The organism is Microbacterium tumbae (genome assembly GCF_054780175.1).
The window spans coordinates 888,058-911,585 of the sequence record NZ_BAAGWV010000001.1 but is presented as its reverse complement, the minus strand read 5'-3'; the positions used below and the strand labels follow the sequence as shown (position 1 = coordinate 911,585).

Annotated in this window: 9 protein-coding genes; 6 read left to right on the top strand and 3 right to left on the bottom strand. The window is 65.8% G+C overall.

The window, feature by feature from the left end:
• Window positions 1-8: 8 nt before the first annotated feature.
• The 3 genes from ACYVGQ_RS04185 to ACYVGQ_RS04175 all read right to left on the bottom strand — a co-directional run bounded on the left by ACYVGQ_RS04185 (window position 9) and on the right by ACYVGQ_RS04175 (window position 2,802).
• On the bottom strand, window positions 9-725 hold the full coding sequence (locus ACYVGQ_RS04185; protein WP_460783275.1) for a hypothetical protein: 717 nt from the start codon (window positions 723-725) through the stop codon (window positions 9-11).
• 74 nt (window positions 726-799) lie between these two features.
• The gene (locus tag ACYVGQ_RS04180; RefSeq protein ID WP_460783274.1) at window positions 800-1,966 is read right to left on the bottom strand and encodes a ParB N-terminal domain-containing protein; all 1,167 of its coding nucleotides are present in this window, start codon (window positions 1,964-1,966) and stop codon (window positions 800-802) included.
• The gene (locus ACYVGQ_RS04175) at window positions 1,963-2,802 is read right to left on the bottom strand and encodes a hypothetical protein (RefSeq protein ID WP_460783273.1); all 840 of its coding nucleotides are present in this window, start codon (window positions 2,800-2,802) and stop codon (window positions 1,963-1,965) included. The genes ACYVGQ_RS04180 and ACYVGQ_RS04175 overlap by 4 nt, the downstream gene beginning before the upstream one ends.
• 888 nt (window positions 2,803-3,690) lie before the next feature.
• Here ACYVGQ_RS04175 and ACYVGQ_RS04170 point away from each other — a divergent pair.
• The 6 genes from ACYVGQ_RS04170 to ACYVGQ_RS04145 all read left to right on the top strand — a co-directional run bounded on the left by ACYVGQ_RS04170 (window position 3,691) and on the right by ACYVGQ_RS04145 (window position 23,527).
• Window positions 3,691-6,279: a LuxR C-terminal-related transcriptional regulator gene (locus ACYVGQ_RS04170; protein WP_460783272.1), complete on the top strand. Its 2,589-nt coding sequence runs from the start codon at window positions 3,691-3,693 to the stop codon at window positions 6,277-6,279.
• 317 nt (window positions 6,280-6,596) lie between these two features.
• On the top strand, window positions 6,597-12,053 hold the full coding sequence (locus tag ACYVGQ_RS04165) for a DUF7927 domain-containing protein (protein WP_460783271.1): 5,457 nt from the start codon (window positions 6,597-6,599) through the stop codon (window positions 12,051-12,053).
• A 246-nt stretch (window positions 12,054-12,299) separates the two neighbouring features.
• Window positions 12,300-12,524 carry a response regulator transcription factor gene (locus ACYVGQ_RS04160; protein ID WP_460783270.1) on the top strand — a complete coding sequence of 75 codons (225 nt, stop codon included), beginning with the start codon at window positions 12,300-12,302 and terminating at the stop codon, window positions 12,522-12,524.
• A gap of 284 nt (window positions 12,525-12,808) precedes the next feature.
• Entirely contained in the window at window positions 12,809-19,597 is a 6,789-nt protein-coding gene (locus ACYVGQ_RS04155; RefSeq protein ID WP_460783269.1) for a CshA/CshB family fibrillar adhesin-related protein, read from the top strand.
• Window positions 19,598-19,933: 336 nt separating this feature from the next.
• Window positions 19,934-22,507, top strand: a complete 2,574-nt coding sequence (locus ACYVGQ_RS04150) for a helix-turn-helix transcriptional regulator (protein WP_460783268.1) — start codon at window positions 19,934-19,936, stop codon at window positions 22,505-22,507.
• A gap of 366 nt (window positions 22,508-22,873) precedes the next feature.
• Complete coding sequence (locus ACYVGQ_RS04145; RefSeq protein ID WP_460783267.1) at window positions 22,874-23,527, top strand: hypothetical protein; 654 nt, start codon at window positions 22,874-22,876, stop codon at window positions 23,525-23,527.
• Window position 23,528 lies beyond the last annotated feature (1 nt).

Genomic DNA, 23,528 nt, shown 5'->3' with positions numbered 1-23,528 from the left:
ACTCCCGCCTATCGCAGGGGGTTGTCGAGTTCGGATAGCCGCAGCACATGGCATGCGTCATAGGCGGGCGGGCAGGCCACGAACACCGTGAACGCCACCGGGCGCTCGCTGACGACCGGGCTTCCGTTCCAGACTCCGGAGCGGTGGCGGGTTCCCTCGATCGTGACCGCCACGGTCCCGGGCACGATCCGTCCACCGGAGGATTCGACGGCGCCTGCCCACGAGTCGGGGACGAAAGAGCGCGTGATCGTGAGGGTCTGAGAGGTGGCGTAGTCGGTGAGCTGACGCCAGACCTGCGTCGTCGGAAGATACAACGCCAGATCCGCCGCCAGGCCCGCCGACTCCTCCCCGGACGGGTCCGCTCCGGCCAGGACCACGGCGGTGTAGTCGAGCGGTGAGAACCGGTCCGCGGTGTCCCAGGTGAACACGGCGGCAGCGACCGCCTGCGAGTAGGCGTCCGGGTCGGTCGTCACTGGCAGCACCGGCAATGTCGGAAGCTCGCCGGGCGTCGTGGTCGGCGCCGGGCTGGGCGTCGGTGGTGATGTTGGGCTACCCGGCTGAGCCGGCGCATCATCGCTCCGGTTGGCGTCTGGGCCGGCGTGCAGCCCGTAGAGGCCGACACCGACGAGAACCACCAGTGCGACGGCTCCGGCGATCGCGGCGATGATCACGCGCCGCCGGTGAGGATCATGCGGTGTCAGGGTGAGGTCTGCACGCTTGGACATCAGGAGAACGCCCCTCCAGGTCGGGAACACGGTCACCTGACAGGTGTGCTGTCCCGACCCCGGGAGCATTCTCGTTAGCTTGCTTGCTGGCCTTGGGCGAGCTCGGCCCGTGCCGCTTCGGCGGTATCAAGGAACGAGGCCGCCCGGCGGCGATGTTCGACGATCTGCCGCCACTGCTCATCGGTCGCATGCACGCCGATCAGGGCTGGATCGTGGGTGGTCCACCAGCCCTCCACACGGGCGAAGGTGTCTACCAGGCGACGTGTCTGGTAGACACCTCGAAGCTGCGTCCCGTCTGTCTCTGGCGCTGCCCCACTGTCCGGGTCGTCGCGCGTCTGCTGCGGGTGCGCGGGGCGATCTAGGAGCTCAGCGATCCGGCGCGCTGCGGCGTTCGCCGCCCGCGCCCGTTCCGCGCGGTGTTCCACGGCCTGTAGTTCTTGGATCTCGCTCGCGGCAGCATCCCGGACGTCGGCTCGGAGGCCTTCGTCCAGGGAGACACGCTCCAGCCAGCACTGCACCTGCAGGATCTTCAGGTTCTGGAACAGGCCATGCACCGGCCCATCGGCGTTGATCTCCACCAGCGCTTCCGCCGCCGCCTGCCGCACTCGGTCGTCCTGGGTGTCGTCGACGGCGAGGCGCTGCAACTCGAGCACCTCTTCCAACTGCTGTGAAGAATCCTTGCCTGTTACTGCCTGTGCGGCTTGCACGCGGGACTTCCGCTTCGACGGTGGTTGTGATTCCCAACCACCGTTGCTCCCACCGCCTTTGCCGTCACCAGGGACGGCCGAGTCGTCGGCGTCCTCGCCCGTGCCGGGCAGCACCGTGGAACCGAACCGGGTTGCCTCCTGCCTGCGAGCGTTCTCCTCGGCCAGCACGGCCTTGTACTCCTCGTAGAGGGCTGCCTTCTCCGTGGTCGTGAACTCCTTGTGGAGCAGGTTGTCGTCCTGGATTGCCAGCAGCGTCCGCAGCTCGTCCGACACACCAGCGGCGACCCACACCGGCACCGTCGTTCGCCCGAGCTTCCGCATGACCGCCAGCCGCCGCCGTCCGGAGATGAGCACCCCGTCGACAGTGATCACGATCGGGCATAACAGGCCCAGTTTCTCGATGGAAGCGCGCAGCTCGCTCAGATCACCAAGCTCCGTCCGATACGAGCGGGTCTCGACGATCTGGTCGATCGCGTGCTCCAGAACCAGATGTCCACGCCCCGCGCCGTTTCTCCTGCCCCCGGACCCGCTCATAGGGTCCTCCCTACGATCTTCCGCGACGCCGCCGACAGCCGCTTGTCCGCCAACAGATCCCGGGCGCGATCACCGAGTAGCAGGCGCGCGAAGATCCCGAGTCTCGACCAGTCACCTGCCGTCGGCGGCTTCTTCGACCGCGGGCCGATGAGCAGCCGCAGCAGTCCGTTCCACGCGTGCGCGCTGTACCCGAGACGTACGCGCATGGCGTGGTCCTTACGCAGCACGTCCAACGCGGACTGCGCTGTCGACAGCGTCGTGAGCCGATGGCAGATGTACTCCACCGCTGTCTCTACGGTGCGAGCACTCCACCCCGTCATTACTAAGAACGTCGACGAAGAGTGGACCACCTGATCCACCCTCACCGGTCCCGGCTCATCGCCTGCCGCGGCGGCTGTGAGCACGTGGTAAAAGAACTCTTCGTAGTGACCGGCGCGGACCGGCTCGTGCTCGGGACGCATCGACGGGCGACGTGCCTTGTCAGCCGACGTCATCAACCGTTCCGCATGCGCCTCGGCCGCGATGCCCAGCTCAACCGCGTGGGTAACCACCGCCCACGGATCATCGGCGGTGAGAGCAGAGGGCGAGCGCATCGCGAGGAACGCCTCGAACATGGCGTCGGCCGGGTCGCGATGCCAGGCACGAGCGACGGGCAGATACTTCTCCTGCGCGTGAGCGAGCAGGCGGGCCGCGACAGGATTGGTCTGCCAGGCACGTTCACCGTCCACGGCGAGCAGATGGAGAAGGCGGCGTAGTCCCTCGCTGGTGGTGAAGTCCTCGTCGAGCGTGCGGTCAGTGTCCGATGAACCCTCGAATGCGGGAATGGCGGTTGTCATGGCGACTCCTTCGTGAATAACCGATAGGTATGTCGCCGCGACCCCAATCACCCAGGCCGACTGTGGGCGTACGTCATCGAGGACGCGCTCTCCAACTGATGCCCTGCATTGAGGGCAATAGGACCTGGTCATCGCTAGGCGTCGAAACGCTCATGCCAACCGGTCAGCAGGTGCCAAGGCGCGGCGTCTGCGCCGCCTCGGGCCGGCGGGCAGCAGAGTGATTCGTCACAGGCTCACCCCCTGCCCGTGCGTGACCCGCACGCACCGCCAGACCTCTCCCCGCCGCAGGATCACCCCGAGTCCGTGCATCACCGATACGCCCAGGCTCTCCACCCTGAGGCGGCACAGGTCCGGCGCCACACATAGCACCGGCTTGCTTTCGTCTCCGGTGCGCCTGCTCATGTGACCAGCCCCCCTGCGGGTATTCGACTACCGAGCGCCACCCCGACGGGATGGGGATGCTCGTCTGGTCTCTACAGGCCTACCGCTTCTCAACGAGCCTGTGCAAGTGGTAACTGTCAGCCTTACGCACTAAATCTGGAGCCATGCGCGGTCCGTGCACGGACCATCCACAGCCGTCCGCCTGCAGCGCCATGCGATCCTGAACCGAGTTCCCGGAGCCACTCTTGTGGAGAGCTACCCTCGCGCACGCTCCAGACTTTCGTGGACCAACGAGCGGACCAAAGTCGCACCAACATGGGGGATCATCCCGCGTCCACCGGCCGATGCGAAGATAGTGGACATCCAGAGTCCTGCCTCGTCGTGCGTGCCTCGCCGATGCAGACGGAACCCAGCACGACCGATAGCAGTTGCCGAAATAGGAGGACAAACCCGACGACAGCTGGAGCGTGACACCGACGTCAGAGAGTTCAAGAGGGGAGGAAGGGCATGCCTCATGCCAAGCCGCGGCCAGATGCCGTGACCGATCGGCGGGCCATTCCCCGGCCACGCCTCCTTGATGTCTTCAGCAGCGACGCCAGAGTCGTTATCCTTCGTGCTCCGCACGGATTGGGCAAGACCACGCTCATCAACCAGTGGATCGCGACCCTCCCAGCCACGGCACGCGTGGTCCAGGTCGACAACATCCGGTTCAGCACCGCGCCGACGTTCTGGGCACGCCTCTGCACCGCGCTACAACCACCCGACACCGAGACATCTGCACCAGCGGAACCGATCAACAACGATGAGGACCTGGCCCGAATCGCCGCCATCATTAGGGCGAAGATCGAACCCGTCACGGTCGTCCTCGACGACTTCCACACAATCCGAGACCGTGACGTCCCCCAGCAGCTTCTGAGACTCCTCCGCGATCACGCGCATCTTCGGCTGATCGTCGCGACCCGTGCGCGTCGCGGCTTCGAGACGCTGCTCGCGAGCAGGGTCGAGACTCGGATACTCGACAGCGAGAGCCTTGGGCTCCAGCCGCAGGAGGTCCGCGACCTCGCCGCACTTCATGGTGTCCGAGTCCGCGAGGAGGATGCCGAGCTCATGGCCGACGCGATGGGGGCGTGGCCCGCGATGATCGACAAGGTCCTCCGCCATCTCGCCAGGCACCCCGTCACCCCCGAACGCCTGCTCACCGCGATACAGCTCGCAGATGACACGCTCACATCTTGGCTCCTCGACGAGATCATCAGCCCCGAGCAAATCGACCTCATGGTCCACCTCGCGCTCGCGGAGCACCTCACCATCGGCGCAGCCCGTTTCCTGACCGGTCACGAACAGATTGGTGTTGTCCTCGAAGACCTCGTTGCCCAAGGCCTGATGAATCGCACGATCGACTTCGAAACCCACGAACCGCTCTACGAGTTCCTCGCCGTTGTCCGTCGCCTCGCACTCGCGGGAATGGGGCGGGAACTGCCTCCGACCCTCCACGCGCAGCGGGCCGCGCTCGCGCGATGGTACGGCGATCAAGGACGACCGGAACTCTCATTGGTACAGGCTCGCGCAAGCGACGAGTGGACTCTGGTCGTTGACGTCATCGAGAACTCTTGGCCCGAACTGTACTTCATCGACGACGCTCTCTTGTTTGACACCCTCCGGCATATTCCCGAGATGTTCCTGGTGTCCCGTCCGAAGGCGCGCGCGGCGCGGCACATCATCCTCGCCGCTGACGTTGACCCCGAGGAGGTGTCGACTCCGGCGAATCCATCGTTGGTCGATGTCGTCGACTCCGCCCGCAGAATCGGTCCCGTCAACGCGGCAGAGATCGCGATTCTCGAGTTCATCGCGCTTCGCAGATCGGGATGGTTCAAGGACTCGGCACGCCTGGGACGAATCGCGCATCACCTCGGTCAGATCGTTGAGTCGCGCCTGCCGGTGCAGGTGTTGCCGCTCGTCCCTGTCGCCCGGCTTCAGCTCGCACTCACGTACGAGCTGGTCGGCAAGCACGCAGCGGCAACGGAACAGCTCGCGCTCTCGCTGGCTGCGGTGGAGCGCCTTTCGACGGTCGATCAGTTCGAGCTGAACCAGATCCTCGGCATGCTCGCTGTCTCGGCGGCAGTCGACGGTGACCTGATTGCAACTGAAACCTGGCTGAGCCGCCGCGATGAGGTCAACGGGGCAATGGCACGCATGTGGCTCACTCCCCACGTGGCATCAGCGCACAAGGTCGCGCACGCTATCGCCTCCGTCGATGTTCTTGACCGCGATGTGGCTAAGACCGTGCTGGCGGAACTGAGGCTGCAAGAGGCTCGCGACGAGCTGTGGGCGATATCTGCGTGGACGCAGGCCCGCTACGATCTCGCGTGGTCCGACGCTTCCGGGGCACTTCGCAGTCTGGATGCTTCCAGGGTGCGACATCGGGTCTGGCACAACGAAGAGAGCGGCGCGTGGCCGCTATTGCTCGCCGCGGAAGTGGAAATCCTGATTGCTACGGGCCAAGGAACTCGGGCATCGAGGCTCCTCGCGCAGGCACCCAAGAAGCATCCCGGGCTTCAACTCGCTCGAGCACGCTTGGCGCACATCACTGGCGCCACGGAAAGAGCGTTGGCTATCACCCGCGACCTGCTCCGCTCACGAACGCTGACCGATCGAGTACGGCTTGATGTACTCATCTTGCGAGCTATCTGCATCGCCGACACAGAGGGACTCGACCCTGCAATCGAGTGCTGGCAGGAAGCCTGCAACACATCCGAGCGCCTAGGTTCCTTACTCTTTCCGTTCGCATTCGCACCAGACCAGTACCTCTGCGAAGCCGCCGAGGTACTGCCAGTACTGGACTCAGTGAGGCAAGCACTCCACCAAGCGGACGTGTCGCCATTCTTCCCTGATGAGCTCGCGATCATCACGCTCACCGAACGCGAACTAGCCATGCTGCAGATGCTCGCTCGCGATCTTCCTGTCGCCGTGATCGCGCGCTCCAGCTTCGTCTCCGAGACGACCGTCAAGACGCACCTCCGCGCTGTCTACAAGAAGCTCGGCGCCCACTCACGGGACGAAGCCGTCGTCGCTGCCCGCGCGGCAGGGCTGGTCTGACCCCCTGAGGTCAGTGCCTCTCTAGCTGCCGAAGTGCGCCCGCCGGCGGGCGTCGAACCGATCAGAAATCTCATCACCGCCTCATCACCGGCGGGTATGGCGCCCCATCGGTCGCCCCGCTTCGGTAGAGGCCATGAGGTCGGCGGGCGGAGTGAACCTGCCTATGCCCACGTCTCACGACACGAGAGGTCATCATGGGGAACGAATCATCGGCAAACCGCAGGCTAGGCAACGCACGTCGTCACGGCGGCAACACTTACACGCGTGTTAGGCGTCTAGGAACTAGGCCTCCTGGGCTGACTCGCCGGCCCCCTGCCGTGATCGCCGTGCTCGCAATGCTTGCAGGCCTCTTCACAATGGCTGGCAGCGTGCTCACATCCGTGCCGGCTCTCGCAGCTCCCGGCAACCCCGGAGTCCCCAGCGACCCTCAAGTCCTATACGAAGAGAACTTTGAGAACGGCGCGGGTGCGACGGAACTCGAGAGCTATGTCTCCGATTCTGGACTGGAGTACACTGCGGATTCGTACTGGCTGAACTCCCGCCGCTGTAACGGGTTCATCCTCAGTTACAACATCACAACGCTTCCGAGCGAGGAGTACTGCAACAACCTGCAGTACCAGTGGGATCTGGTTCGCGCCAAGACGTTCGCCCTCGGATTCCTGAACTCGCCGCAGAACACCGTCGCCAACCGCGCCGTGTCCAGCAACTCCTCGGGTGCTGCGGACAGCACCGAGCAGGTCTCGTCTGACGGTCCGATCACCCCTGGGATGGTTCAGTTCGCGTCTGCGGACCAGCTCACGCTATCGACGGCGAACCGTTTCGTCGCGTTCTCCGTGGACGCTGCCGCAAGCGAGTGCGAGCGCGGCAATCCGCCGCTTCTTCGCTTTTATCTACGTGACGACTCCGGGAACGAGATAGCTGTTTCTAACAGTGCGATCAACCCCTGCGCAGACCCCGACGCGCAGCAATATGTGATTGAGAACGTCTCCCCGGAAGTGAACGGCATCACGGTCCACTACGGGTCTTTCATCTCCAACGCACCGATTCTGCTGAACGGCAACTCGCTCGGGATCGTGATGCGCAACGAAGCACCGAACTCGAATCTCAACGATGGAGCCTTCGACAACATCCGAGTTCTCGACGTCTCTCCGCAACTCGACAAGTCTTTCAGCCCTGTGTCCGTGCCGGTCGGGGGAGTCTCGACGCTCACCTTCACCGTCACGAACACTAGCGACCTCTATGCCAAGAACGGCTGGGCATTCACGGACACGCTGCCTGACGGACTCGTCGTGGCAGGTAACCCCAACCTCGGCGGCACCTGTGTGGGTGACACCGCAGCTTCGCCTGGCGGAGACACGATCGCGATCACGAACGGCGTATTGGCTGCCGGTGAAGTCTCCTGCACGATCACGGTGGACGTGACGTCGGAAACCCCGCGGGGGGCGGATCCATCGCCGAAGGTGTACGAGAACTGCGCGGCGAACATCAGCGACCAGGTCGGCATCGACGACCCGAACTGCGCTGAGGTCGAATTCTTCAGTACTCCGGAGCTGAGCATCACGAAGACCTCCGACGCGACCGTGGATGCACGTCCGGGTGATAACGTGACCTACCGCGTCACGGCTACCAACACCGGAGACGGGGACTACACGACCGAGAATCCCGCGGTCGTCCTCGACGACCTAACTGCAGTGCTAGATGACGCCGACTACAACGGAGACGGGGTCGCTGACCAACCCGGCGGGGTGTCGTACGCCGCGCCCCTGCTGTCCTGGACGGGTGCTCTGGCCGTTGGCGAATCCGTCGAACTGACGTATACGGTCACGCTCAACGGCGGAGGTGACGGCGTGGTCCGCAACGTTGCCTGGGCGCCGAACGACCCTGAGAACCCGGAACCCCCGGCATGTGACCCTCCAGAAGATGGTGTCGACCCGACCACGGGTGAGTCTTGCGCAGAGAACGAGTACCTGCTACCGAAACTCACCATCGAAAAGTCCGCTGATCGCACCGAGCTCCCGGCTGTCGGTGACACGGTGGAGTACACCGTCACCGCCACCAACGAAGGCCCGGGCGTCTACACGGCCGAGGCCCCCGCGACCGCGAGCGATGACCTCACGAACGTGCTGGATGCGGCGACATACAACGGTGACGCTTCGGCGTCCGTTGGCACCGTGTCGTATGACGAGCCGACGCTGTCGTGGTCGGGCGCTCTGGGAGCGAACGAGTCGGCGACGATCACCTACACGGTGACCTATACCGGTGAGGGTGACCAGACGCTCCGCAACCTCGCGTGTGTGCCTGTGTCGGAGACTGCTCCGGGTGAGCAGAGCTGTGACTTCGTCACGATCCCCGGCGCGGGTCTGACCCAGTGGAAGCAGGTACAGGCATCGGCGACCCCGGCTGTTGCGGGGACGGTGCTGACCTACACGTTGTTCTTCGACAGCGATGGCGAGGCCGCCGCGGATGTGGACGCGGTCGACGACCTGACGCATGTGACCGACGACGCCGACGTCACCACCGAGCCGACCAGTGCGGACGGCCTGACCGTCACGAGGGACGGCAATCGGATCTCGATCACTGGCAGCGTGCCGGCGGGCGAGACCTACACGGTCACCTACCAGGTCACGATCAGGCCGGACGGCGAGCGCGGCGATGACACCGCGGCGAACTTCCTGCTGAACCCCGACGAAGAACCGCCGACCGACCCGGTCTGCGAGCCGACCGACGAGCAGTTCCCGGACTGCACCACCACGCCCATCGCCGCGATCGTGTACTCGAAGTCGGTGTCCGCGGACTCTACCCCGGTCATTGCCGGGGTGGTGCTGACTTACACGGTCACGGTGGACAACACCGGCACCGCGACTTCCCCGGTCTCTCGGGAGGACGTTCTGACCGATGTGCTTGATGACGCCGACCTGACCAGCGACCCGGTCTCGGACACTGACTCGGTGACTGTTTCGGCGGTCGAGGACGGCCGGTTCCAGATCGGCGGCGAACTCGCCGCCGGTGCCACCGCGGTCATCACCTACCAGGTGACTGTCAGGGAGCAAGCCGATCGCGGCAACAACTCCGCGGCCAACTTCCTGGTCCCGCCCGGTGAGACTCCTCCGGAGGAGTGTGAGCCAGCGGAAGGACAGCTGCCCGACTGCACAGTGACGCCGCTGCCTGAGATCGACTCGTCGAAGGCATCCGACCCGGCGTCCGGTTCGACAGTGGTTGCGGGTGAGGAGGTGACGTACACGCTGACCTTCGTCAACAGTGGTGACGGTGCGGGTTCGGTGGACTACACCGACAACCTGACCGGCGTGTTCGATGACGCGACCCTGACCGCTGGACCCTTCGTGAGCGATGAGGTGCTGACCGCGGCGTTCAACGGCGATGACACCCTGCATGTCTCGGGGGTGCTCGGTGGCGGTCAGACGGTGACGGTGACGTACACGGTGACGGTGCTGCCCGATGGGCAGCGCGGTGACAACCGCCTGGGCAACGTGCTCGCCCCCACCGGGACCACCGATCCAGAGTGCGGTGATGACGGTGTGTCCTGCACGGAGCATCCGGTCCCAGAGCTCGAGTCGTGGAAGGGTGTCGAAGCCAACGAGTCACCGCTTGCGGCTGGCACGGTGCTGACCTACACCCTGTACTTCGAGAACACCGGGCAAGCGCCGGCGACGGTGGATGAGGTCGATGACCTCACGCACGTCACCGACGACGCCGATATCACCACGGAGCCGACCTCGGCGGACGGCCTGACCGTCACAAGGGAGGGGAACCGCATCAGCATCACCGGTGAGGTGCCTGCGGGCGAGACCTTCACGGTCACGTACCAGGTGACGGTCAAGGCGGATGAGGAGCGGGGCGATGACATTGCCGCGAACTTCCTCCTGCCGCCGGACGAGGAGCCGCCGACGGACCCGGTCTGCCAGCCCGAAGACGGGGAGCGGCCGGACTGCACGGTCACCCCGATCGGGCGTTTGCTGACCGGCAAGTCGGTCTCGGCGGACTCTGACCCGGTGGATGTGGGCACGGTGCTGATGTACACGCTGACCTTCGACAATCAGGGTGAAGGCCCCATCACGGTCGATCACACCGACCTCCTCACCGATGTCCTCGACGATGCGGATCTGACCAGCGACCCGGTCGCCTCAGATGATGCGCTCAGCGTGACGGCGGTGGAGAGTGGTTCGTTCACGGTGACTGGTGAGCTGGCCGCGGGCCAGACGGCGACGGTCACATACCAGGTGACGGTGAAGGAGGATTCCGACCGTGGCAACAACACGGCCGACAACTTCCTCGTCCCCACTGGTGAGGAACCGCCGGAGGAGTGTGTGGACGGCGATCCGAACTGCACCGTGACGCCGTTGCCGCTGATCGAGGTCGACAAGACGTCCGACCCGGACACCGGCGCGGGCGTGCAGGCCGGGCAGGAGGTCACCTACACGCTGACCTTCACGAACAGCGGTGAAGCGGCCGGTCCGGTGGACTACACCGACAACCTCGCCGCCGTGCTGGACGATGCGGATCTGACCGGAGCACCGACGAGCAGCGATCCCGCTCTGGTGCCGACCTCCGGCGAGGACGGCCTGGTCCGGGTGACCGGCACCCTGCAGCCGGGTCAGATCGTCACGGTCTCCTACACTGTCACGGTCAAGCCCGACGGCGATCGGGGAGACAACCAGTTGCGGAACGTAGTCGCGAAGACGGGCACAACCGACCCCGACTGCGAGGACGCGAACGTCTCCTGCACCGAGCACCCCGCAGGGGAGCTGGACGATTGGAAGACGGTCGACCCCGCCACCGGATCGACACTGCGCCCCGGTGAGACCGCGACGTACACGCTGCACTTCGAGAACACCGGTCAAGCGCCGGTCGAGGTCAACCGTGACGACGTCCTCACCAGGGTGCTCGATGATGCCGACGTCACCGCCCAGCCGGTCGCATCCAGCGACGCGCTGACGGTGTCGGTGATCGAGAACGGTAGGTTCACCATTACCGGTACCTTGCAGCCGGGTGAGCAGGCCACGGTGACCTACACGGTGACCGTGAAGGCCGACGGGCAGCGTGGCGATGACCGGCTGGACAACTTCCTCGTGCCAAACGGGGAGACTCCGCCGGAGGGTCCGTGCGTGCCTACGGACGACGAGCGCCCGGACTGCACCTACAACCACGTCTCCGACGTGACCGTAGCGAAGTCCAGTGATCCGGAGTCTGGCTCGAAGGTGAATCCGGGTGAGGAGGTCACCTACACGCTGACCTTCACCAACCGGGGTACCAATCCGGGCGCCGCGGACGTGGCTGTCGACTACACCGACTACATGGTCGATGTGCTTGACGACGCGACCCTTACCGCCGGTCCGACCGTCTCGAACGGGAACCTGACGGCCGTCGCAGAAGGTGACTCGATCCGGATCACCGGAGCGGTCCCGACCGGGGCGACCTACACGGTCACCTACACCGTCAAGGTGAAGGCGTACAACAAGCAGGGCAACCACGAACTTGGCAACGTTGTCGCCATCACCGGGGAGGAGCCGGTGTGCGTGCCTGACTCGCCGCTGTGCACCGAGCACGAGGTTCCGGAGCCTCCGACTCCGGGGACGCCGCCGGGACCGGGAGGGTTCCTGCCCAACACGGGTGCTGAGATCTCTGTATCGGTGATCCTCGCCGCCTTGCTGCTCCTGGGCGCTGGTGGGGGATTAGTGATCGCCGGCCGTCGTCGCAAGACGGCAGCCGCGACTAGTCGCGAAGTGCAAGACATCGGTATCGACGAACTGTTCTAGCCCATGAACCCCGGGTGTCGCCGCTCCCCACGACGGCATCCGGGGCCGCCCCTCCGACGGCGTCACGGCCCCGGGACGTCGTTGGGAGTTCACAACCCGGCGGCGTCACCGCCACGTCAGGCACTCGGGTCCCTACCGTAGGGTCTGGTCGGCGGGGACACCGCCGGCCTCTTCATTCCACCCCAGGCGGCCTCCAGGCATCTACCAGCCCTCGCCGAGATCGGACTGGCACTCCACCAAGCGGACGTGTCGCCATTCTTCCCTGATGAGCTCGCGATCATCACGCTCACCGAACGCGAACTAGCCATGCTGCAGATGCTCGCTCGCGATCTTCCTGTCGCCGTGATCGCGCGCTCCAGCTTCGTCTCCGAGACGACCGTCAAGACGCACCTCCGCGCTGTCTACAAGAAGCTCGGCGCCCACTCACGGGACGAAGCCGTCGTCGCTGCCCGCGCGGCAGGGCTGGTCTGACCCCCTGAGGTCAGTGCCTCTCTAGCTGCTGAAGTGCGCCCGCCGGCGGGCGTCGAACCGATCAGAAATCTCATCACCGCCTCATCACCGGCGGGTATGGCGCCCCATCGGTCGCCCCGCTTCGGTAGAGGCCATGAGGTCGGCGGGCGGAGTGAACCTGCCTATGCCCACGTCTCACGACACGAGAGGTCATCATGGGGAACGAATCATCGGCAAACCGCAGGTCAAGCATCGGACGTCGTCGCCGCGCTTGGCGGCCGAGGTCGCACCGCCGCGGCAACGCCTTGACAGGCACCATCCGTTTGGGGGCGACGCGACGGCGACGGATTCCGGCAATGACGGCGGTGTTCGCACTTCTCGCCGGACTGGTCGTTGTGGGCGGACCTCTTCTCACAGCCTCGCCGGCTCAAGCCCGGTACGCGACGGGCGGCGAAGGCCTATACCAAGAGTCGATCGACTGGTTCGAGTGGGGCGCAGCGGGAGAAGCCATTCCCGCTGCTGGTCTCACCCGGACGAATACGCGAACCGTGGCGGGGCAGACGCTTGCGACGACGTGCACGATCTCCAACCTGCAGGGGGCGCTACAGGCCTACCGCTCGGGTGACTGGAGCGGTGACGGGCTTGACGACCTCTACAACATCGGAGGAACGGGTACGGCCAATCAACTGATCGCCGGACTGCGCAACACTACGTTTGGCGCATTGGTCAACTTCCGCTTTTCGTGCGCGGTCACCCTCGACGGCGTTCCCGTCCCTCTCCAGGGGCTCGTCATCGCGGATGCCGAACAGAGTGGTGTCACAGGTAGCGGCGTTGTCGAGTACGTTCAGGCGCGCCCCGAACAGCCGGCAACCTGGCGTGTGGTCGATCGGTATCGCGACTCCGCCTGCACGAGTCAGACGAATGCGACTCTCTCGGCAGACAGCACGCTGCGCTTCAGCATTCCTAGTGCCCCGGGTGCGAATCCATGTCCCACTTCTGTTACTGCTGGTGGGCCGATGGCGATCGGGTTCATGCAGGGTGCCACCAGCGCACAGGTGGCGCTGCAGGGCGGTGGCGTCAGCGCTATCGCGCTGGGCGTGGTCCTGCAGACGGACTTTGGCGACGCGCCGGCGAGCTACGGTGCCGCGGGTGCCCTCTTCGAGCCAGCTTGGCAGGGCGGCACGCTGTCCGTCGGGACGACACCGGTCTCCGGTCCCGGCTTCGCGTTGGGTGTGCCGGGGCAGCCAGCGACCCGGCTGGGCGCGACCGTCGATGCTGAATCCGTGTACACCCCGTCGCCGGATGCGAGCGCGGACGACACCGATGGTGGCGCTGATGAGGATGCGATCTCGCCTCCGGGGACGATCACCGTTACACCCGGCGAGACGTACACGCTTGAGGACGTGCAGTGCACGGGACCCGGCTACGTCACCGGGTGGATCGACTGGAACCACAACGGCACGTTCGACGAGGGCGAGCAGTCCGGAGTCGTCCAGTGCACCGGTTCGCCTGTCGACCTGACCTGGACGGTGCCTGCGGACACGGTGCCTGCTGTCGGCGCGGATCAGACGTTCCTTCGCCTTCGGATCGCCGCAGACGACGTCGCGGTCTCTTCACCCACAGGCATGACGACCTCCGGCGAGGTCGAGGACTACGCGCTCAACGTGGCGCTGCCGGCGCTGTCGATCGAGAAGTCCTCGGACGCCACCGCAGACGCCCGCCCCGGCGACACGGTGACTTACACCGTCACGGCGACCAACACCGGTGAGAGCGACTACACCAGTGATTTCCCGGCGGTGGTCTTCGACGACCTCTCCGCGGTCCTGGACGACGCGACGTACAACAACAACGGATCGGCGAACCAACCCGGTCCGGTGTCATACGCTTCGCCGTTGCTGTCGTGGACGGGCGCATTGGGCGTGGGCGAGTCGGTGGAGCTCACGTACACGGTCACCTTGAAGGCTGGCGGCGACGGCGTGGTCCGCAACGTCGCCTGGGCGCCGAACGACCCGGAGAACCCGGAGCCCCCGGTGTGTGACCCGCCAGAAGATGGCATCGACCCGGTGACGGGCGAGCCGTGCGCCGAGGTTGAGTTCCCGCTCCCGAGGCTGACGATTGAGAAGACCGCAGACCGCACGGAGCTTCCGGCCGTCGGTGAGACCGTCGAATACACGGTCACGGTCACGAACGTCGGTCCCGGTGTCTACACCGCGGACGCTCCCGCTACGGCGACGGACGACCTGTTGAACGTGCTGGATGCCGCCACGTTCAACGACGACGCCACTTCCTCGACGGGCACGGTGTCGTATGACGAGCCGACGCTGTCGTGGTCGGGTGCGTTGGAGGCGAACGAATCGGCGACAATCACCTACACGGTGACATACACCGGTGAGGGGGATCAGAACCTCCGCAACCTCGCGTGCGTGCCGACCTCGGAGACTGCGCCGGGTGAGCAGAGCTGCGACTTCGTGCAGATCCCTGGTGCCGGGCTGACGCAGTGGAAGCAGGTGCAGGCGTCCGCGACGCCGGCGGTTGCGGGGACTGTGCTGACGTACACGCTGTTCTTCAATAACGACGGCGAGGCTGCCGCTGACCTGGATGCGGTCGATGACCTGACCCATGTCACTGACGATGCTGATGTCACCACCGAGCCCACCAGCGCGGATGGCTTGGCAGTCAGCCGGGACGGGAACCGGATCTCGATTTCTGGTTCCGTGCCGGGGGGTGAGACTTACACGGTCACGTACCAGGTGACGGTCAAGGCCGATGGGGAGCGTGGCGATGACACCGCGGCGAACTTCCTGCTGGCTCCGGATGAGGAGCCGCCGACGGACCCGGAGTGCGAGCCCTCGGACGAGCAGTTCCCGGATTGCACCACAACGCCGATCGCTGCGGTCGTCTACTCCAAGTCGGTGTCGGCCGACTCTGACCCGGTCGTCGCCGGAACGGTCCTGACGTACACGGTCACGGTGGAGAACACCGGCACGGCGACGTCGCCGGTCTCGCGCGAGGACGTCCTGACCGACGTGCTCGACGACGCGGACCTCACGAGCGATCCCGTGTCCGACACGGACTCGGTGACGGTCTCGGCGGTCACCGATGGTCGGTTCTCGATTGCTGGGGAGCTCGCCGCCGGCCAGACCGCGCTCATCACCTATCAGGTGACCGTCAAACCCGACGCGGAGCGGGGAAACAACCAGGCGGACAACTTCCTGGTCCCGCCGGGCGGCACGCCCGAGGGCCCCTGTGAAGAGAACGACCCGACGTGCACGAGCACCCCGATTCCGCTGATCGAGGCGTCGAAGTCGTCTGACCCAGAGTCCGGTTCGGTTGTGACCGCGGGCCAGGAGGTCACCTACACGCTGACGTTCACCAACAGCGGTGAGGCGGCCGGTCCGGTGGACTACACCGACAACCTCGCCGACGTCCTCGACGACGCCACCCTCACTGCTGGGCCGACCGCTTCGAATGACGCGCTGGAGGTCACTCAGGATGGCGATGCCCTCCTGATCACTGGTTCGCTGGACCCGGATCAGACGGTCACGGTGACGTACACGGTGACGGTGAGCGCGGACGCGGATCGGAAGAACAACCGGCTCGGCAACGTGCTCGCCGACAGTGATATCACTGACCCCGAGTGCGGTGATGACGGGGTGTCCTGCACGGAGCACCCGATCCCGGAACTCGTCTCGTGGAAGGCCGTGGAAGCCGACACCACTCCGGTTGCGGCCGGGACGGTGCTGACCTACACGCTCTCCTTCGAGAACACCGGCCAAGGAGCGGCGACCGTGGACGAGGTCGATGACCTTACTCACGTCACCGACGACGCCGACGTCACTACGGAGCCGACCAGTGCCGATGGACTGACCGTCACCCGGGATGGGAACCGCATCTCGATCACAGGCGATGTTCCGGCTGGCGAAACCTTCACGGTCACCTACCAGGTGACGGTCAAGGCCGATGGGGAGCGGGGCGATGACATTGCCGCGAACTTCCTGCTGCCGCCGGATCAGGAGCCGCCGACGGACCCGGAGTGTGAGCCTGCGGACGGTGAGCGTCCTGATTGCACAGTCACGCCGATCGGTGCTGCCACGTACGAGAAGGCTGTCTCGGCTTCGTCCGACCCGGTGGAAGCGGGCACGGTCCTGACGTACACGATCACGATCCGCAACACCGGTGAAGGCCCGATCACGGTGTCGCGTGAGGATGTCCTGACCGACGTGCTCGACGACGCCGATCTGATCAGCGACCCGGTCTCGGACACCGATTCGGTGACCGTCTCCGACGTGACCGATGGCAGGTTCCAGATCGGCGGCGAACTCGCCGGGGGCGCGACCGCGGTCGTCACCTATGAGGTGACGGTCAACGAGCAAGTCGATCGCGGCAACAACTCCGCGGCCAACTTCCTGGTCCCGCCCGGCGAGACGCCTCCAGAGGAGTGTGTGCCAACAGAAGGTCAGCTGCCCGACTGCACGGTCACGCCGCTGCCCGAGATCGACGCGTCGAAGTCGTCCGACCCGGAGTCCGGCACCACCGTGACCGCGGGTCAGGAGGTCACCTACACGCTGACCTTCGTCAACAACGGCAATGGTTCGGGCACGGTGGACTACACCGACAACCTGACTGGCGTGTTCGACGATGCGACCCTGACCGCTGGCCCCACCGCGAGCGATGAGGCGCTCACCGCCGCCCTGAACGGTGACGACACCCTGCATGTGACGGGTGTCCTCGGTGCCGGTCAGACGGTGACGGTGTCGTACACGGTGACGGTGCTGCCCGATGGGCAGCGCGGTGACAACCGCCTGGGCAACGTGCTCGCCCCCACCGGGACCACCGATCCGGAGTGCGGTGATGACGGTGTGTCGTGCACCGAGCATCCCGTTCCGGAGCTCGAGTCCTGGAAGGGCGTCGAGGTCGACACCACCCCGGTCGCGGCCGGCACGGTGCTGACCTACACGCTGTACTTCGAGAACGTGGGAGAGGGTGCGGGGACGGTGAATGAGGTCGATGACCTCACGCACGTCACCGACGACGCTGATGTCACCGCGGAGCCGACCAGTGCCGATGGGCTGACGGTCTCCCGGGACGGCAACCGCATCTCGATCACCGGCGAAGTGCCTGCCGGGGAGACCTACACGGTCACGTACCAGGTGACGGTCAAGGCCGACGGGGAGCGGGGCGATGACATCGCCGCGAACTTCCTGCTGCCGCCGGACGAGGAGCCGCCGACAGACCCGGTCTGCCAGCCCGAAGATGGGGAGCGGCCGGATTGCACGGTCACCCCGATCGGGATGCTGCTGACGGGCAAGTCCGTCTCGGCGGACTCTGACCCTGTCGATGTAGGCACGGTGCTGATGTACACGCTCACCTTCGACAACCAGGGTGAAGGCCCGATCGCGGTGGACCACACCGACATCCTCACCGATGTGCTGGACGATGCCGACCTGACCAGCGACCCGGTCGCCTCAGATGATGCGCTCAGCGTGACGGCGGTGGAGAGTGGTTCGTTCACGGTGACCGGTGAGCTGGCCGCGGGCCAGACGGTCACGGTGACCTATCAGGTGACGGTGAAGGAGGAAGCCGATCGGGGGAACAACACGGCCGACAACTTCCTGGTCCCCACCGGTGAGGAGCCGCCGGAGGATTGCGTCGAGGGAGACCCGAACTGCACGGTCACGCCGTTGCCGTTGGTCGAGGTGTCGAAGTCGGCAGACCCGGAGACGGGCTCGGATGTGCAGGCCGGCCAGGAGGTCACCTACACACTGACGTTCACCAACAGCGGTGATGCGGCGGGTCCGGTCGACTACACCGACAACCTCGCGCAGGTCCTCGATGACGCCGACCTGACCGGGGCACCGGTCAGCAGCGATCCGGCGCTGGTGCCGAGCTCAGGTGAGGATGGTCTGGTCCGTGTGACTGGGACGCTCGCGCCGGACCAGACGGTCACTGTCTCCTACACCGTCACCGTCAAGCCCGACGGCGACCGCGGAGACAACCGGCTGCGGAACGTGGTCGCCAAGACCGGCACCGAAGATCCGCAATGCGGGGACGACGGTGTCTCGTGCACCGAGCACCCCGTGGGAGAGCTGGATGACTGGAAGACGGTCGACCCGACCACCGGATCGACGCTGCGCCCGGGTGAGACGGCGACGTACACGCTGCACTTCGAGAACACCGGCAACGCGCCGGTCGAGGTGAACCGTGACGACGTCCTCACGAAGGTGCTCGATGATGCCGACGTCACCGCCCAGCCGGTCGCATCCAGCGACGCGCTGACGGTGTCGGCGATCGAGAACGGCAGGTTCACCATTACCGGAACCTTGCAGCCGGGTGAGCAGGCCACGGTGACCTACACAGTGACCGTGAAGGCCGACGGGCAGCGTGGCGATGACCGGCTGGACAACTTCCTCGTGCCGAACGGGGAAGAGCCTCCGGAGACCTGTGTCCCCGCGGACGGCGAGCGCCCGGACTGCACCTACAACCACGTCAGCGACGTAAGTGTGGAGAAGTCCAGCGATCCCGAGTCCGGCAGCGAGGTGAGCCCGGGTGAGGAGGTCACCTACACGTTGACCTTCACCAACCGGGGCACCAATCCGGACGCGGCGGACGTGGCTGTCGACTACACCGACCACATGGCCGACGTGCTCGACGACGCGACTCTCACCGGCGGACCCACGGTCTCGAACGGGAACCTGACGGCCACCGCCGAGGGCGACACGATCCGGATCACCGGAGCCGTGCCGACCGGCCAGATCTACACGGTCACCTACACCGTCACGGTCAACGCCTACGACACGCAGGGCAACCATCAGCTCGGCAACGTCGTCGCCATCACCGGTGAAGAGCCGCTGTGCGTGCCGGACTCGCCGCTGTGCACCGAGCACGAGGTTCCGGAGCCTCCGACCCCCGGAACGCCCCCGGGACCGGGAGGGTTCCTGCCCAACACGGGTGCTCAGATCTCCGTTGCGGTGATCCTCGCCGCGCTGCTGCTCCTTGGTGCAGGCGGCGGATTGGTGGTCGTCGGTCGTCGTCGCAAGACGGCAGCCATCAGTGATCGTGAGGTGCGAGACGTCGGTATCGACGACCTGTTCTAGCCCATGAAACCCCGGGTGCCGCCGCTCCCCACGACGGCACCCGGGGCCGCCCCCTCCCTCGACGTCACGGCCCCGGGATGTCGGTGGGAGTTCACAACCCGGCGGTGTCCCCGCCACGTCAGGCATTCGGGTCCCCAACCGTGGGGTCTGGCCGGCGGGGACACCACCGGCCTCTTTCATCCACCCGGTCGGCGGGAAGGAGCAGCGAACGTGACGTTCCTCCAGGACCCCAGGAGTCCCAGACGACACCGCCAGGTCTCTGCGTCCATCCCACGAGTCTCTGACCGCGCTGTCAGTCGAACCGTTCTGCAACGCCGCCTGAACCGGCTCGCACCGTTGAGCGTCGTCCGCGCCGTCACCGGGACCGGCAAGACCACTCTGGTCGCCGACTGGGCTCGCAGCCAGCGGCACGACGGGGCACATGTCGTGTGGCACACCGCCAGCACGGCCACCTCTTCCCCGGAGGCGTTCGGTACACATCTTCTGGGTGCGCTCGCAGACGCATGCCTTGTCCCGCCTCTGTCCGAGTTGCTGAGTGGGACGCGTGAGGCGACCGGCTGGGCCGAGGAGATCGCGGAGTCCCTGGCGTCGATCGACCAGCGCATCATCGTGGTCATCGACGACGCCCACCACACAATCGCGCCTCAGATCGTGACGGAGCTGTGCGACCTGCTGCTACGTGTCCAGAGTCTGCACCTGGTGCTGTGCACCCGCGTATATCACCCGCTGAAAGAGCTTGCCCGCTCCCACGGACTCGACGTTACGGTGCTTACTAGTCGCGACCTGACGATCAGCCCGGACGAACTGCCGGCTTTCGCCGCAGCCTGGGGACACGGCATCTCGCCCGTCCGGGCGCAACAGATCCACGAGGCGGTGGGCGGCTGGCCGTCGGCCGCGCAACGCGTTCTCGACGACACTCCACCGGGCCAGGACACCCTCAGCACCGCCGGTGCCCGCGCGTTTTTCCGCGAAGTGATCCTTCCCCAGATCACCGACGAAGCCGGGCTGCGCCTGGCAATGAACCTCGCGCCGGCCGAGTACATCGATGTCGACCTCGTCCGTGCCGTGTTCATCGACAACCCTCACACGCTGGGACTACTCGGCACGCTGAGCCCTGCCGACCTCCTCGCTCACCTCGAACGGCACGGCCTCCTCGAACCAGCGCCAACCGACGAGGAAGCGCCGCAGTGGCGGTTCCCGACCCTGGTCCGCCGCGTGCTGGCCGAGACCTTTACCACGCAGCATCCGGAGGAAGCCGCTCACGTGCATCGGGTGATCGCCGCGTCCCTCGACGCTGCCTCACCTACGGGCGCCCAGATGGGAGCGGTGCTGCGCCACGCGCGCGCGGGTGGGCACTGGTCGGAGCAGAGCCTCTGGTCGGAGCAGAGCCTCAACCTGAACCTCATGTGCCCGGACGCGGTGATCGCCGCGTTCGAGCACCTGCCTGACATCGTCGTCCGCGAATACCCGGTACTCGCGCTCGCCGAAGCGGTCGTAGTGTGCCTGCGTCACCACGACCGCGACACCGACCAACTCTCAATCGTGCGCAGCTTCGTCGACGCCAGCTGGACATCCTTGGATGATGCATCCCTGTTCGCCAGCCGTGACGCCCGCCTCCTCGGCCTGACCGCCGCGATCGTCGCGCGCCGCGCCGACGGTGACCCGTCGGATGCGCTCGAGTTGGCTGACCGGTTCGGTGAAGTCCTGCACACAGACACCCCGGCCGAGCGGCGCTCGATCACCCCGACAAACCTCGCCTGGTTCGAACTGCAATGGTCGCTAACCGCCCTCATGGCGAACAGATGCTCCCAAGCCCTGACTCTCTCGACGAGGGCGTTCAACAGCGGACGGGCAGCCGGGGCTGACTTCATCTCCTCGCACGCAGCCTCTCAGCTTGCCCTGATCCATGCGATCTCTGGCGCCACCAGCGACACGGCCGCCTGGCTAGACGCCCATCATGGGTTCGACACCACAGGGACGTGGCTACATCACATGGTCACTCTTCCTGCCCGCCTCGCCGAAGCACTGCTCGCCCTCGACCGACTCGACCAGAGCACCGCCGAGGAACACCTGGCTGCTGCCGGCGACGGGACCGACGCAGTAGAGATCTGGCCGCACGTTGCGTGGACAGCCACCCAGCACGCCCTCATGTTCGGCGAACCGGTCGCGATGCTCAACCACCTCACGCACCTGGTTGCCGTTCACCCCGACACGTTCTCCCACGGCGTTGCACCGCGCCTGCTGAATCGGTGCACCACCGACCTGATGCTCGCCCTCGGCGAGCTCAACCGGGCCGAACGATTCCTCACCGATGCGGGCACAGATGACCTCCTGCTTGCCGTGCCCAAGGCACGACTCGCCTTCATCTCCGGCGATTATCACGCGGCCCGCAGCATCGCCTCCACCCAGGCGTGGGACCGTCACACGCTGCCACGCGACAGGGCGGAGTTGCTCATGATCAAAGCCGCTGCCGCGTTGGCGATGGGAGACGACGAGTCTGCCGCCAGCGTGTTCTCACGCGCCCACACCCTTGCCCTCCAGGTCGGCACGCTCATCCCGTACCTAGGAATCCCGACGCAGAGCAGGAAAGACCTGTTCAGTCTGTCCAGGCTGCGGTTGCCCAGTGCCGATGACGCCCGGATCACGGCCTGTCGTGACATCTACCCCGAGTCGGGCAACCTCGTGGTCCTGTCACCACGTGAAGCGGTCGTGCTCTACGAAATGGTCGACCATGCGACCCTCGCCGACATCGCGAAAGCTCTCACAGTGTCAATCCACACGGTCAAGAAGCAGACCATCGCGATCTACACCAAGCTCGGCGTCCATGACCGCTCCGCGGCCCTCTTGCAGGCACACCGCCTCGGTCTCCTGCCCGCCCCGCAGAACACCGCCGCCCATGCCTTCGAATGACTCCGGCAGCGCCGGGCACCGGCGTCTGATCCGCTACGAGCTCTACGCGCAGTGGGCTGTCGGCCCGTTCTGGCTCCACCGCCTCGACTGGTACGTCCTCGAACCCGCTCAGGTCCTCCGCAGCGGCCACATCTACGCCTTCTCGTTGCGTCGGGCGCGTGCCAGGGCCGCGCGCCGAATCGCCCGCCTGACCTTCGATTCCGGCAATGACCCACCTGAACTGCCGACTATCTATGACCGGGACCACCCGCTCGCCGTCGGATCGTCCACTGACTATGGCTGTCAGGCGGCATCGGCCCGTCAAGACCCCTCCTCGGACCTGTCCCGCCTCGACCTCCTCGACGGGCTCGGCCACCGGCTCCCTGTATGGCCGGCCACCCCACCCCCCAAGAGCAGGCAACCCACATGTCTCGAACCTTGACCCCCTCGCAAACGGGTGACCTCATCGTCGCCGTCCTCACCGGCCTGGCCAGCGTCGAACATGCCGCGACCGTCCTTCGTCTGCCGCCAGGGCAGCTGTTCGGCTGGTGCGACCGCGTCAAAGCAACCTTCTCTCGCGACCTCGACGAGCGTCCGCTCTGGTTCTCCGAGAGCGGCACGGTCGACGTCACTCACATCGCCGACTGCAACAATCCTGCCGCGTCCGGTGACCTGGTGACGTTCACCGTCACGCTCAGCAACAACACCCCCACCACCCTCTACGGTGCCCACTTGATTCAACGCGGCTTCACCAACTCTTCCCTGGACCACCTCGAGTACGACATCCCGTGGCAACGCGCCGAGGGGAGCCCAGACGTGCTCGAGCCCGGTGCCCGGCAGCGCTATGTCGCGACATATGTCCTCGCGGTCGACGACATGGCGCCCGGTGGTGAGATCGTCAACTCCATCGCCATCACGGGCTTCACCGCCGCCGGGCAACGCTTCTACGCAGAGCAGGACGCCACTCTCGAGTTCACCGACCCGGTATGGGACGAGGCTCCCGTACCGATCCGCAATATCCACGCGCATCGGGTGAGCTGAC

Coding starts and splice junctions, on each gene's coding strand:
- ACYVGQ_RS04175 (WP_460783273.1), bottom strand. CDS start 2,802: ATGACAACCGCCATTCCCGCATTCGAGGGTTCATCGGACACTGACCGC.
- ACYVGQ_RS04170 (WP_460783272.1), top strand. CDS start 3,691: ATGCCTCATGCCAAGCCGCGGCCAGATGCCGTGACCGATCGGCGGGCC.
- ACYVGQ_RS04180 (WP_460783274.1), bottom strand. CDS start 1,966: ATGAGCGGGTCCGGGGGCAGGAGAAACGGCGCGGGGCGTGGACATCTG.
- ACYVGQ_RS04185 (WP_460783275.1), bottom strand. CDS start 725: ATGTCCAAGCGTGCAGACCTCACCCTGACACCGCATGATCCTCACCGG.
- ACYVGQ_RS04145 (WP_460783267.1), top strand. CDS start 22,874: ATGGCCGGCCACCCCACCCCCCAAGAGCAGGCAACCCACATGTCTCGA.